At 37.6% G+C, this 14,173-nt stretch carries 10 protein-coding genes; 3 read left to right on the top strand and 7 right to left on the bottom strand.

From position 1 onward, the window contains the following. Positions 1-94 precede the first annotated feature (94 nt). The 6 genes from M9892_00795 to M9892_00820 all read right to left on the bottom strand — a co-directional run bounded on the left by M9892_00795 (position 95) and on the right by M9892_00820 (position 11,202). Positions 95-2,035 carry a 4Fe-4S binding protein gene (locus M9892_00795; protein MCO5252886.1) on the bottom strand — a complete coding sequence of 647 codons (1,941 nt, stop codon included), beginning with the start codon at positions 2,033-2,035 and terminating at the stop codon, positions 95-97. A 2-nt stretch (positions 2,036-2,037) separates the two neighbouring features. Continuing rightward, positions 2,038-2,769, bottom strand: a complete 732-nt coding sequence (locus tag M9892_00800) for an SCO family protein (GenBank protein MCO5252887.1) — start codon at positions 2,767-2,769, stop codon at positions 2,038-2,040. A 54-nt stretch (positions 2,770-2,823) separates the two neighbouring features. Continuing rightward, the gene (locus M9892_00805) at positions 2,824-4,491 is read right to left on the bottom strand and encodes a cbb3-type cytochrome c oxidase subunit I (GenBank protein MCO5252888.1); all 1,668 of its coding nucleotides are present in this window, start codon (positions 4,489-4,491) and stop codon (positions 2,824-2,826) included. Between the two features lie 19 nt (positions 4,492-4,510). Further along, positions 4,511-5,434 (bottom strand): c-type cytochrome, encoded by a 924-nt coding sequence (locus tag M9892_00810; protein ID MCO5252889.1) that lies wholly within the window; start codon positions 5,432-5,434, stop codon positions 4,511-4,513. A 358-nt stretch (positions 5,435-5,792) separates the two neighbouring features. Further along, positions 5,793-6,449: a Crp/Fnr family transcriptional regulator gene (locus M9892_00815; protein ID MCO5252890.1), complete on the bottom strand. Its 657-nt coding sequence runs from the start codon at positions 6,447-6,449 to the stop codon at positions 5,793-5,795. Positions 6,450-6,636: 187 nt separating this feature from the next. After that, entirely contained in the window at positions 6,637-11,202 is a 4,566-nt protein-coding gene (locus M9892_00820) for a translocation/assembly module TamB (GenBank protein MCO5252891.1), read from the bottom strand. 29 nt (positions 11,203-11,231) lie between these two features. Here M9892_00820 and tsaD point away from each other — a divergent pair, with 29 nt between their 5' ends. The 3 genes from tsaD (at position 11,232) to M9892_00835 (ending at position 13,927) form a co-directional block, all read left to right on the top strand. Continuing rightward, the gene (tsaD, locus tag M9892_00825) at positions 11,232-12,230 is read left to right on the top strand and encodes a tRNA (adenosine(37)-N6)-threonylcarbamoyltransferase complex transferase subunit TsaD (GenBank protein MCO5252892.1); all 999 of its coding nucleotides are present in this window, start codon (positions 11,232-11,234) and stop codon (positions 12,228-12,230) included. A gap of 94 nt (positions 12,231-12,324) precedes the next feature. Further along, positions 12,325-13,077 (top strand): hypothetical protein, encoded by a 753-nt coding sequence (locus M9892_00830; protein MCO5252893.1) that lies wholly within the window; start codon positions 12,325-12,327, stop codon positions 13,075-13,077. Beyond that, positions 13,055-13,927 (top strand): metallophosphoesterase, encoded by an 873-nt coding sequence (locus M9892_00835; GenBank protein MCO5252894.1) that lies wholly within the window; start codon positions 13,055-13,057, stop codon positions 13,925-13,927. The genes M9892_00830 and M9892_00835 overlap by 23 nt, the downstream gene beginning before the upstream one ends. A 39-nt stretch (positions 13,928-13,966) precedes the next feature. On the opposite strand, the gene M9892_00840 is transcribed toward M9892_00835, so the two are convergent. Further along, positions 13,967-14,155: a hypothetical protein gene (locus M9892_00840; protein MCO5252895.1), complete on the bottom strand. Its 189-nt coding sequence runs from the start codon at positions 14,153-14,155 to the stop codon at positions 13,967-13,969. Between the last annotated feature and the right edge of the window lie 18 nt (positions 14,156-14,173).

Genomic DNA, 14,173 nt, shown 5'->3' on the forward strand with positions numbered 1-14,173 from the left:
GTAGTGCTACAAATAGTAACTGATTGGCTTCGGTTTCGGTTTCTAAGAAAACAGATTCTAAACTTTCATAACAGCCAAAAATACCGACAACATTTTATTTCACTTCACGCAATGCTCCTTCCTTGAAAATAACAAAGGTTCCATCCCCTTCTTTTAGCTTCACATTATCAATTCGATAACGGATGTCCGGGAAAGCGGTTTCTTGCATTTCTACATCAACTGCATCTTCATCTAATATAAGCTGTGTGTAAATAAACATTGCAATATCACTACGAATCCCACGAGGCTTGTATACCTTTTCATATATAAGTTTCTTGTCAGTCGCTGAATAAATTCGAAGCATAACATCACTACGCTTCTTTACAACAGGGGCGAGTGCTCTCATGTGTGCCGCATTAGAAGTACTTTGCTCGTATTCTTCAGGGCTTGAAATATATTTATAATTGACAATGAGGGTTTTTTCTGTTGGATTAAAGAAATGAATAGTGGTGCTGCTCAAAGGTAGCATTAGCGCAAAAAACAAGGTCATTATCAGAACTGACACAAAATGATTTTGCTTCTTGTTATCTTCTATTCCTGGTTCGTTATACCCTGAGTTAGATGCGCCTTCTTTAGAGAAATCAGCAAGTTTGTCTTTTGAATATTGTGTAAGGGTAAACAATTTCACATTACTTGCATCATATTTTTTAGAAAATAATGGTGCTCTTTTTCTAGTAAATCTATTGACTGTCCATGTTTTGCCCAAGCGGTAATAACAATCCTCGCAACTCAACAGAGCTACTTTATGAGTATTATTGTCCAACATTTCTTGCACATCACGTGGGTAAACACTTCCAATACAAGGAACTCTGTAATGTTGAACATTCAAATCTTGAGGAATTTCAGGCTCGGGAAAATAACTACAACTAAGAAGTGTTACATCTGTTTTATTTCCATTTGTTTGCAAATCTAAAGAAGGAAATAGCTCATGAGAAATAGCATGTGTATGACAGGAGCCAATGCAAATGTTGCAACCAACACATTTGTCGGGTGAAAGGATTGCCTTGCGCTCTCCGTCTTTGTTCATCATGTCAATGGCTTCATAAGGACAGTCAAAAGCACACAAATTACACCCGTCACAAGCATCAAGGTCTATGTGTACCGGAGGGTTGTCTTTGCGTTTGAATATAAATGGGATACATGCTAAAAATGCCCCCGACACAATCAAGTAAATCCAATTCATATTAATACTGGATACTTTCATAAAATAATACCCAAAATAATAATACCAATCAAACGTAGTTTGGGTAGGCAAATATGACATCTGTGCAGGTGGATCACTCTTAACCGGGAAAGCAAATGCGATGATAGTTAATGCAATGAATGAATAATAGATGAGCGGTTTTGGAGGAAATATTTTGGGTTTGGAGATTCGCATCACATGAATCCAAATGATGAAAACCGTAAGCAATGAAAGTGCAATATGCCCAAACACAGCTACTTTGAAAAAGCCTCCAACAGTGTTCAAATCATTCATCAGAAATGCCCCGGCAATAGATGGGTCAAAAATGGGCAGTGCCGCAAAAAGCTTTGCAGTCAGATAACCCGTAAGTTTTGCTTTTTGGTCCCAAACCAGAATAAACCCTGTAATACCAATAATGAGCACAACCATAATAGAAACAACCCCGCTCATCCATGCTAATAGTCGTTTAAATTTAGATACAATCAGAACTTGAATAAAATGGAGTGCCATAAAAATCACCAGTAAATCAGAGGAGTAGCGGTGAATACTCCTCATATAGCCATGGAGAAGATTGGCAGACATGGCATCTACAGACTCCCACGCCAATCTCGGATTGATATTATAAAAAATAAAAACATAAATTCCCGAAATACATGCTATCGCAAACATAATAACGGCAATCCCTCCAAGGTAATAGAGAGGATTTAATTTGGTAGAATATATCTTTCCAAAAAAGCTTGCAAATTTTTGATATAACTGATGTCCGCGAGTATATTTTTTGGGTGGGTTCAGTTCAGGGTTGTTTTGATTCATGATTAATTAGAAATAAAAGATTTAATAAACATTCGGGTTACGAGAAAGATAATCAACATTCCGGCAGTAGTGCCGATAATAAACCGCCAATCTACTTTGTAGGTTTTATTAAGAGGGTCGTATTTAAGGCATCTGAGATAAAATCCAGTAAACAGTCCCGGTCTTGTTATTTTTGCCTGAGCTTCCATAACCGAGATATTTAAGTCTTTCTTTGATGGGTTAATTCCATAAATATATCTTGAGACTGCTCCTTGCGGAGTGAGGACAACCAACACCGGGGGGTGGTCATATTCTTTGGTTGACGAATTGTAGTCATATTCTACACCAATAGAGGACATAAATTTTCGAATATTCTCAGGACTTGCAGACAAAGCCATCCATTTTTTTCCATCCAAAATCCATCTACTTTCATACACAGCAAGACTTTTGGCGGTTTCTGTGCTGTCAAAAGAAAAGCTGACTACAGTATAATCCTCTCCTAAGCCATCCATATCTTTAATGACATTTTGCACTCCACTGCTCACAAGTCCACAAATTGAATAACATCGGGTATAGACCGGAGAAATGATGATAGGCTTTCCGTTGAAGACAGAAGAAAACTGTAAAACTTCTCCCCTTGCATTGAACATGGTCACATCAGCCACTTTTTGAGCAAGGTATTTCTTCTCATTAGGAAGATTAAAACTGCTCATCAACAGCCACACAGACACCAAACACAAAACCGATTTCCTCATAAAAGATTTCAAAAAGAAGGGTTATTGTTGGAACAATAACCCTTCGCAGATTAATTAGTTAACGTTCCATGTAGCTGCGAGCCATTTCCAGTTAAGGAAGAACAGCGCAAGGAATACAAGAAGGAACAAGAAAGTCAGCACCAATGTGCCGGGTGCTTCAAAACCTTTGTGAGCTTTGCCTTCGGGTGGTGCACCTGAAATAGTAAGTTGCATATCTTGTGGTCCGTTTACTTTGGGTCCCCAGAACACAGACACAACAACAATGAGTATCCATATTAAAGTGGCAATAAATGCTAAGACACCTCCCAACATGGTGATTACCCAAAAGAAGTCAACAGCAGGGTTGAAATTGTGAGAGAAAGGACCTCCTGAGAATGTGTTATCCCAATGTCTTCTTGGAACGCCTAACTGACCTAATACAATCATACCAATAGAAAGCATTGCTATTCCGATAAAGAATAACCAAGGTTGCCATTGTGCAAGTTTAAAACCGACTATTTTCCTCCTAAATATTAGAGGGATTAAATAATAGGTAATACCCATAAAAGTCAAAGTAGTACCGATAACCACAGTACCCTTAAAGTGTCCGGGGATTGCGATGGTATTATGGACAATGATATTGGTTTGTTCCATTCCGAAGATAACTCCGGTAGTACCACCAATAAATCCAAAACCAATGATAGCGAGGATAATAGCAGAAAAGGCCGGATTACCCCACGGAGCTTTAGCTAACCACTGGAATAAACCTTTGTTGAATCCCCATTTACGTTGCGCTACCTCAAAAGAAGATGGCACAGCAAACGCGTGAATCATAGAAGCAAGTACTGCCAAATACATAGCATAACTTGTGTTCCATACTTTCCATGCACTACTCACTCCGGGGTCTGTCAACAAATGGTGAGCAGAAGCCAAGCAAATAAAAAGGATATAGAGCACAAAAGCAGAACGTGAAACTTTTTCATTGATTGAAGTACCGCCCACAGTAAGGAATGAAGTCATATACCAAATAGATACCATAGCAGCCACATTAATCTGCTGAGAAGAATGTCCAAGTCCCCACCAAATTAACTTATACATTGCAGGGTCAATGTTTTCAACTAAACCTATGGACCATAAGAAAGTAGGAATATAAATCAGTGCACCTGAAGCGAGGGTAATCACTGCAATGATAGCAGCAGTCATCAATCCGTACGCCACAAGAGGCATGGTTTCTCCATAAGTTTTCTCTCTACGAGCAATCATCAAGTTTCCAAAAAATAGAATTACTGCAATCAATGCACCAACGGCAAATAGAATAATTCCAAGATAATAAAGTGGGTGTGCTTTAAGAGGTGTATAAGAAGTAAGCATCACATCTGCTTTTCCCATAAGGATTATCACATTTGACATTACAAGTCCCGCAACCATCAACCCAAATGCCCACCATCCTGTTTTTGGGGAACAGAACCGCGTGTTTAATATGACTGTAGAGCCAAAATAAAGTCCTGCAACCTCAAAGAAAATAATCCAAAAAATAAGAGCATTCAATCCGTGAAAAGTGACCAAACGGTAGTACCATTCAGCACCCAACAAGTGAATAGGCTGATATCTTGTTAATACTAATAAAAGAGCTGCAACTACAGCCAAAAGTAATGAAATGACGGCAAATACCGCATTGTATCGTATGAGTTTTTCTGATCTTAAATCGACCTTAAACCCTGTTATATCGCATGTTCTAAACATAATTTTTAATTTTAAACTGTTAGTCTTTTAATGATTTTATAAAGGAAACGATTTGAGCTATCTCTTTGTCTGTCATTTGAGTTGCAGGCATTAAGGTAGTTTCAAATCCAATGGTTACTTTTTTCTGAGGTTCTAAAATAGACTCTTTAATATAGGCATCATCCACATTTACAGACAACTTCTTGCCACTCTCTTTCACTTCTTCTGCCTTGCCATACAGCCCCTTCCATGAAGGTGCAAGCAACACAGACCCATCAGTACTATGACAACCCACACAGCCTTTTAAGCTATACAATTGTTCACCTAATGAAATCATTTGCTCTTCAGACAAAGGCTTGTCATCACTTTCTTCAATGATTGGATCGGGTTTGGTTTTCATATTTTCATAACCATACAACTTGAGGTCTTCGTCTTTCTCAATTACGATAATCTTCCCAATCATGGTGTGGTGTCCAATACCGCAGAACTCATTACAAACGATTTTAAATTCTCCTGTTTCTGTAGGTGTAAACCTCAGTACGTAATCATAACCGGGATAAATCTGAAAATTCATATTAACCGGCTGTAATGAAAATCCATGTACTAAATCTTTTGAAGAGATATGAAAATTATAAGACTGGTCTTTGATAAGAATCATGGCCGGACTAAATCTCCACATTTCTGCCATTAAAAAAACCTCGCTGTTGGGTTCAGGACGAACAACAGGCACCCCATTGTCCATACCCACCATATTGCGCTTGATATAGGCTTCACTAAGTTTAGCAAACTCAGTAGTTGTTGTACGGTATGTAATACTTGATGGGTTTTGTTTGCCGTAAACGTGCCACAAAATCATCCACACAAACATTGCAATACAGAGGATGAGCGCAATTACCATCCACATTTTTTCATCTTTAGATACTTTAGTGTCGTACCAACCTTCTTTTGGACTTAATAAACTCATAATTTTTTTATTTTAGGTTGAGCTATTTAATTAAACTTGATTTAATATCGTCCGGGATACCCTGGAGATTTGATAATTCCATTACCCCCCATAAGAGGTAAAAAATGGCATAGATAGTTACCCCGAGGAATAATAACAGCATGAAGTCATCCATTATCATTCTGTAAAAGGGAACTCGTTTTTGCTCTTGATTGTGTTGTTCTTGTTCCATATTGATTAGTTTTTAATAAGTTGCAGATAACAAACTTACCGGCAAAACTATTTTCAATCAGGATGAGCGCATCCCAAAAAGGGATAAAAATGTGTCAAAAAATACGTTTTCGTACTTTCAGTAAAAAGTTAAAATAATGCTTGGTATTTATAATGTGCTGTTAGAAGGTTCTTGCGAAGTGTTGTTGGTTAATGCAAGTAAGCCTTCAATATTCAAAAAGTGAAACTTTTTTGCTGTACATTTAATAAGCCCCTCTTTCTCAAAGTCTTTGATAATCTTAGATACCTGTTCTTTTGTTGTGCCAATCAAATCCGCAATATCTTGTCTTTGAAAATTTATTTTAAAACTTTGTCCACCGCCTTCATATTTGTAAACTTCAGCAAGCATTAAGAGTGCTTCTGCCAAATTCTCTCTTACATTTTTGATTGCAAGGTTAACTGCTTTCATTTCGGCATAATGCAATTCATCAATAGATTGATTGATAATTTCCTGTTTAAGGTTATCTGATTTTGCAACAATATTTTTAAAAACAATATTTGGCACATAGCAATAATCAACATTAGACCCCGCAACTGCCGAAAAGGTGTGCTGTTTGTGTTTTTCGTTCATATTGATTCTGCTACCCAAAATAGCTCCTTTGCCAACTATTCTAAGTATCAGAGGGCGTCCACCTCTGCCAATAGATTCAATTTTGATAAATCCATTCTTGATAAAATACACTCCCTTGATTTCATCACCCTTGACAAACAAGGTTTCACCGTCTCGTAAAACACCGCATATTTTGAATGTACTGAGAGCTTGCAAAGTTTCATAATTGCAGTCTCTGAGGATTGAGCAATCCCTAGTCTTACAATGAATACAATCATATCGCGAAAAATCCATATTTATTATCTTGACATTAAACTTACCTAAGCCTCATTAGTGGCAAATATAAATTTAATTCTCCTATCGGAAAAGATGATTATCAAATGATTTTTAAGAAGGCATTCTCTTATGACAGTATGTTTTCATCCTCTTTTAGTCCCAGCATTTTGGGGGGTAGAAAAACAGGTTGACTACCTATTTCAATTTTATTTTTACCGGAATAAGGGCGAGGTATAAAATAAAATGACCCATTGAAACTATCTTGCTTGTGAGTTGTATCTTTCGGGGTGTTTTGAAGCGTATCAACCCGAGTCCATTTTTTCAGGCTATTAAACTCTTTCCGATAATAGACTCCAAAACCAAAGGTATTGACCGGTGCTGCTGCAATATTTGCATCATTATAAATCGACTGATTTTTTGAGAAAACTTTGATTTTTGTTCTTCCATCCTTTCTAACCAAATACTCCATATTAATGCTATGATTTGCATAGCCAAATTGGGTTGTGCCGTAGGTTCCGTCAATGATGAAACGGTTATTGGCAAACTTTCTTCCTAATTTAAAAATCATATCCGCTCTTTGGTCGGGAGTAACATTTGCCAAACTAAAATCTACCAACCACTTGTCGTCAATTTGCGATAGCCATGCATCTATTTGACTAGACACTAAATCAGCAATTCCATTATTAACCATAGAACGCGGGTTCAATGCTAAATCACCCATTTGAGTAGTTACAAAAGTGGGGGGCATAAAATTTCCGAAAACAAGCAAACTAAACACCTGACGACTGACTTCATCATAGTCGCTTTGAACTCGTTGCAAAACATTGGACAATTCGGTCATTCCTTGATCTGCAAGGTCTGGTATTTTCAATCCAAAGGTGATATCCGGGCTGAATAAATTCCCTTTTATCATAATTTCACTTCTTGCTTGCACCATGGTTAGTGATTGAGAAGCAGTAGTGCTCCCCGAACCCCTACCCAATAGTGGGTTAGGCGAAGCCTTTTGAATATTATAGGTCAACAAATCAATGGTCGCTTGAAGCGGGTCGCCATCCCATTTGATGGTTCCGCCTTTTTCAATAAAGAATTTTTTATTGACCATATTATTGAAAGCAACAAAATTATAATCCCCTCTTTCCACTGTAATTCCGCCTCGCATGGTAAACACATCATCTTCGCCTAAAGCCATTGTGATATGCCCTCTTCCGGCTCCCTTTATAGTTTCACCTGTCTGTTCATCCAAAACGAGTTGCATTTCCATCTCCGGTGTAATATCCATTTCAATAAGCATGGTGTTAAGAAAGCCAACATCCAATTGTTGTTTAGCCACAGTATCACTTTTATCCGACTTGAAACTGATATACGAAACCGGACCTGATGCTTCTGTGTCTCCCAATGGCATTACTATCAAAGAACCCGGCTTGGATTTGGCTTTCATGGAAATATTAAACTTATCAAAAGTCCCATAAATCTTGGCACTGCCGTCTGCATAAGCATTTCCGTAATACAAGTCATTGTCTTTGCTTGTAGTTCCAAGCACGTGAAAGTCTTTGAGATTGTCAATACTCACATTGTAGTTCCATTTTGCAAAATTAGTGTGGTTGAGAATACCTGTAATATTGCCAACCTTGCCTTTATCATCTTTGATTTGAGAGCCTTTGTCAAGGGTAATTTTATTTTTCTCGACCAATACTTTTGAGTTTATTGTAAAGGGCACTTTCAAATAATCAATCATGAATGAAACATCAGATGCATAAAGACTGCCGTTGAGTAAAGGCTTGGCAGGTTCTCCGGAAATGTTAACAGTACCGCCCACCTTCCCTTTTAATTTGGAAATTCCTTTTAGAAATTGACCAAATATAGCAACATCTGATTGTGGCATGCTCAGATTTAAATCAAGTGCATCGTACTTGTTGACGTTACCAATAGTTCCAACTAAAGTTACACCATTGAAGATTCCACTTTGAATATCACAATTCAACTCATTTTGAAAGGAGTTTATTCGTTTTGTCTTCACTCCTATTGTCCCGACAGTATCTGTATTCACAGCAAAATTATCAATCTTCAAATCAGAAATAATCTCAAGCATTCCATTTTGTCTGGGTCTGAAATCAATGCTCCCGTTGCCCAATCCGAAAAATTCCGGGTATGTCTCCGGAGTAAATAAGTTAATATTTTCTAACTGAAAACGATTGAGGTTCAATGCAATTTTTTTATGCTCGTTTGAGCCTATATACTCCGCACTGACACTCTGTTCGCCATTGAATAGCTCAATCGGATTCAGCATGAAATATTTTCCAATAACCATGCTTGTGGTATCACGTAACTTCCATGTCCTACCCTTGATGTCCAATACTATATCCTCTACAAACAAGGAGGCAGTATCTAGGGATGCGAATGACAAGTTTCCTTTTGCAAAGGACTTCAATTTGTTGCTGAAATCTTCGGCTGAAACTTGATATGAAATCAAATTCTCAACTACCACAGCGTCCAAAAACATACTGTCCGCTTTGTATGCAACATCATCATAATACATACTTGCAGAGGCAGTAACTTTCATATCTTTCTCCTCACCTTTTCTGGCTCTAAAATTGATATTATCAAAATGGAGATCGCTGATAACAAACTTGCTAAGGTTGATTCGCATTCCGAATATTTTCTTCTGTGAATTAAAAGCGCCTTGAATTTTGCCTTTTCCAACTTCTATACCCCAATCAAACATAGATGTCAGCTTGTCTATTTCTTTGAGATGAATTAAAAAATCAATTCTTGATGAAGGTGTCTTTTTATTGGAAGGGTGGACAATACCGGGCAATAAATTAGAAGCAAAATTTTGAAAAGCATCAGGTAGAATTTTTAGATCAAACACCCCTTTTAACTCAATATCGGCAAGGTCACTCACCAATGAAATATTTCTTTTCTCGTCTATAAACTCAGCAATAACATTGAAATCAGTCATATTAAACCGTTTATCACCACGATATACTTCTATGTTTTTTGTGTGCAATACTCCTGTTATTTTATCTATATCAAAGCCTTTCGTACTGAGCAACATGTGCCCTGTAAATCCCGACTCAACAGTATCCAAGCCCAGTGCTTTCAGATTCATCTCATACACATCAACCGTAAAATCAGACATTTCCTCTTGGGCTTTCATGTCAACAACACCATCAAAATCCAATTTTAGATTTGGGTCTTTGATGAATGCTTTTCCTTTAAAAAGTGATTCGGTAAATTTACCTTCAATATTGATTGCTTTATAGGAATATCCAAACAATTGAATACGTGGAATATCGCCATGTATGTCAAAAGAAAAATGTTTTGGGGTCAAGCCTACTCCGTTGTGCAAATGTGCTAACAACTCAACAGTTCCGATATTAGGGTTGTTAGTAAACTTACCCAAGTTGAAGCCTTTGGACTCAATCTGCCCCGAATAAAGGGCATCCTCTATTCCATTTCTAAAATCTAGATTAATATCTGTTCTGACAGAGCCCAAAGCCGTTCCAACATTCCCAAAAGCAACAAAGTTGTTATAGAAACCATTCATCCGCCCTTTGTAATCAATGTATCCCAACCTATCCAAATCAGGAGGCATTTCTATATCCAGAATCTTAAACAACTCGTGTGGCACCGAGTGGAGCTTATCTATTGTGAAATTTAGATAAGTATTTTGGATATCGGGTAACCCGGTCAAATCAAACTTACCTTCCAACACGGTGTTATCCAGACTTTTGATTGACACATTGCGACAACGCATCCTCTCTATCGTACCGGTTACATCTCCTTCAATTTTAACCAATGATTTTTCAAACATCTTCAGACCTGAGCCAAATGGTAAAAGATCTTTTATGGCAAGAAAACTATTGGTAATATCTCCTTTCATGTGCACTTTCTTGATAAAGTCAGAGAGTTCATCATAACCATCATAGCTAAAATAAAGTGTATTGCCTAAGCTGGAATTAGGAGTTTGCAACAGTAAGTTGTCAAATTCGAGTCCTTTATCATAAATTCGTGTCAAAGCAGCAAAGTGTTTTACCACCAAACCGGAACGTTCAACAGTGCTTACATTCTTGGCAATAAAATTCAAAGAATCTCCCACTACCCTAAACTTCTCAATTTCTCCATTAATTTGTTTAAACTGAATGTCATGCGGGTTGAATTCATTGGCGGCTACCGGTAATGACAAATCTTCATTAAATTGGCGAAAACGTGTATTTTCAAACTTAATTTTATCAAAGGAAATCGTCCATATTGGACGCCCGCTGGGGATAGTATCATATCGGTGCGGACTTATATAATCAAAAAAGAATTTATGATTTTGAAAGGCTTCTCCTTTGTGAACACCAAAATTCACATAGCCATCTTTGATTGAAATATTTCCAAAACCTATATAATGCCTGTAACTGTTGAAACTGCGCAAATTAACCTTCAACTCTTGTATATAAAACAAAGTATCACCTTTCTGATCGGGCACAAAAGCATCTTTGAGATAAACCGTGTTGGGTAGTGAGAATTTGAAATCCGAGAAGCTAAGTTCAACGCCTAAATCTTTGGAAACACCACTCAAGAATTTTCGTAGAACAAGATTCTGAAAAGCTTTGGTATTAAGCAGAATAAACAAAATTACCAACAAGCTTAGGAAGCAGAGGGAAGTCCACTTCAGTATTTTCTTTATTTTCGCACCTGCTTTCAAATTTTGCAAAAGTAATTAAAAAACCTGCCGTGTCGCCCACCCTATTAGCATTAGAAACCTCTTGTGACGAAACATCAGCATCGGTTATTTCGGGAGGCAAAATACTTGCCAATATTATTGCAACGCAGGAAATTCATGCACAATATGCAGGTGTTGTTCCTGAATTGGCTTCACGTAACCATGATTTATATATTACTTCGGTCGTACAAGAAGCATTAAATCAATCAACAAAAAGCCTTCACAACCTTGATGCTATTGCGGTTACACAAGGTCCCGGATTATTGGGCGCATTATTAGTAGGCAATACTTTCGCAAAAGGTTTAGCATGGAGTTTATCCATCCCATTAATTGGTATCAACCATCTGCAAGCACATATTTCGGCTCTGTTTATTGACAATCCCAATCCGAGCTTTCCGATTATTACACTGCTGGTTTCGGGCGGACACACCCAACTCATCAAAGTAAGCAGCCATACTGACTTTGAATTGTTAGGACAAACCATCGATGATGCAGCCGGAGAAGCTTATGACAAGACAGCTAAGCTATTGGGACTGCCCTATCCCGGTGGGCAACATATTGACCGATTAGCTAAAATGGGCAACCCCTTGGCTTTCATTTTTCCAGAACCAAAAGTGCCGGGATTTGACTTTTCTTTTAGCGGGCTCAAAACCTCTATCCTTTATTTTGTTAACAATCAAAAACAACAAAATCCGGAATTTGTCAATCAGAATCTCCATGATTTGTGTGCATCCATACAGCACACCATAAACAGTTATTTGAGTAAAAAACTCATCAAAGCAATTCAACACACGCAACCCAAAGGGATTGCCATAGCCGGTGGTGTATCTGCAAACTCAGATTTAAGAACCAAAATCTCTCAATTGGGAAATCAAATGGGTTTGGAAGTATTAATTCCCAAATCTGAATATTGTACTGACAACGCTGCCATGATAGCTATGGCTGCTCACTTTGCTTATACTGAAAAGCGATTCATTGGGTTAGATAGCATCCCTTTTACGCGGGGATAGTCACAATTCCTCACAGCACTTGATTTTTATCACGAATTATGTATTTATCACTCATACATAGCAATAACTTTATATTTGCCGCACATTCATGTGTATGAAAAAGCAAAGTCATATATTGATTATTCTTATTTGCATTCAGCCATTTACACTGTTTTCATTTGGTGAATTATCTTTTAACTCGGGGCGCAATCAGGCGTCAGCAGGGCAATTTGCTAAAATAACTATTCAAGGAGGTCAATGTTTTTCGAATTGGGAATTTGCCGCTGGAATGGGATTCATTTTTTCAAAAGCACAAACACAGGACTTGGATGCACTCAAAGTTCAAGCATCGAGATTTTTCTCACCTTCAAAATACCCATTCAAAGTAACCGCATTCTATCAATGGTCGCCCTACTCCGAAAATTTTTCAGTCAATAATTTTGGATTTATTTTGAATCGCAAACTCAAAAAATGGGAATTAAATTTGGGTGCAAATTCAATGTTTATCAGCCTTTTCAGCAATCATAATAACAGTAATTCAATTGCAAAACGCACTTTGTGGGAGCCTTTTAATTTGATGTACCGTTTTACATTCAGACAACCCATTGCCAAACAAATTGACTTATTAGCAACCATCACGGACTATGATAATTTTTTGATTTGGCAAGAAACCAATCCTTTTGTAATGGTGGGAGCAGAATACAAATCAAGCAAACAATCCAAACTATTTCTTGATATTGCCTACCAATCGGCAGGGCTGTTGAATATCAGGGTCAATGCATACGGCTATTATGTACGCTTGGGTTATACTTACGGCTTAGACCTCAATTCTCAAAAAATCAATCATGACAAGAGCAATCACCAATAAAATGAAAAAAAACGGATGGCTGCTGTTCATATCGCTGACCTTGTCTTCCTGTTTCAAAGAAGCTGATTTTTCAGGATTTATCCGTTCAACCGACAGAAGCGAAAGTTGCTTTAAAGAATCAATGGAATGGAATTCAAATCATCCATTCAAGATTATTGAAACCGACAACGAAAGCTACAAAGTATTGGTTACCTCAGATGTGCATGTGGGCGGTGCCGATACTTATGAAAATTTTTTAAAATTCATTGACAGGTCTTCTCAACCTGACATCACAGCTGCTGTCTATGTAGGCGACTTGTCTTCAGGAAGAAAGGAACACCAAGAACTCTTTAAGTCTTTGTTGCCACAAGACTCTGTTGTCCAAAGCTTTCCCATTGCAGGCAACCATGATTTATACTTTGATGGATGGGATGCCTTTTATAGTGTCTTTGGCAGTTCAACTTATTATTTTACCATAAAAACACCAAGCAAGCAAGACCTTTATATTTGTTTGAACTCCGGCAATGGAACACACGGCAGCAGTCAGATTGCATGGCTGAAAAACTTGCTTGAAACCCAACGCAATCATTATGATCGCTGTGTGATTTTCTCTCACTGTAATTTTTTCCGCACACATCACACGCCATCCACCAGTCCTAATATGGACGAAATCTTAGTGTTAATGGACTTGTTTGAAACACATACTGTCGATATGGTAATTAACGGACACGACCACAAACGGGATGAAAAACAATTAGGTTTATGCAAATACATCATTTTAGATGCATTGCGAGATGATGCAAACAATGCTAGCTACATGGTGTTGCAAAAAACAAATACTTCATTCAAATATGAATTTGTAAAACCCTAATCAGAACTATAAGAGTATGAGTGCAGGCTACGACAACCTTTATCTCTTATATCCCTCTTGCGACTCAATTGCACTATCTGCTCCGAGTCTGTCAAAATTGATTCTTTGGTTTTGAACCTTAATTTTAGGATGACCCTTTACAAATTTTAGATTCATCCAGACTCCAACGCCAATTAACAAGCCCAGAAAGAGCAGAAATATAATCAGTTTTGAAGCTTTACTTTTCATTATATTTAAGAAAACAAA

The sequence above is a fragment of the Bacteroidota bacterium genome (assembly GCA_023957335.1).
Taxonomy (GTDB): Bacteria; Bacteroidota; Bacteroidia; order NS11-12g; family UBA955; genus JALOAG01.

Excerpts from the sequence above, each read along its gene's own strand:
- M9892_00840 (MCO5252895.1), bottom strand. The coding sequence starts at position 14,155 with ATGAAAAGTAAAGCTTCAAAACTGATTATATTTCTGCTCTTTCTGGGC.
- M9892_00795 (MCO5252886.1), bottom strand. The coding sequence starts at position 2,035 with ATGAATCAAAACAACCCTGAACTGAACCCACCCAAAAAATATACTCGC.
- M9892_00810 (MCO5252889.1), bottom strand. The coding sequence starts at position 5,434 with ATGAGTTTATTAAGTCCAAAAGAAGGTTGGTACGACACTAAAGTATCT.
- M9892_00800 (MCO5252887.1), bottom strand. The coding sequence starts at position 2,769 with ATGAGGAAATCGGTTTTGTGTTTGGTGTCTGTGTGGCTGTTGATGAGC.
- M9892_00830 (MCO5252893.1), top strand. The coding sequence starts at position 12,325 with ATGAAAAAGCAAAGTCATATATTGATTATTCTTATTTGCATTCAGCCA.
- M9892_00835 (MCO5252894.1), top strand. The coding sequence starts at position 13,055 with ATGACAAGAGCAATCACCAATAAAATGAAAAAAAACGGATGGCTGCTG.
- M9892_00805 (MCO5252888.1), bottom strand. The coding sequence starts at position 4,491 with ATGTTTAGAACATGCGATATAACAGGGTTTAAGGTCGATTTAAGATCA.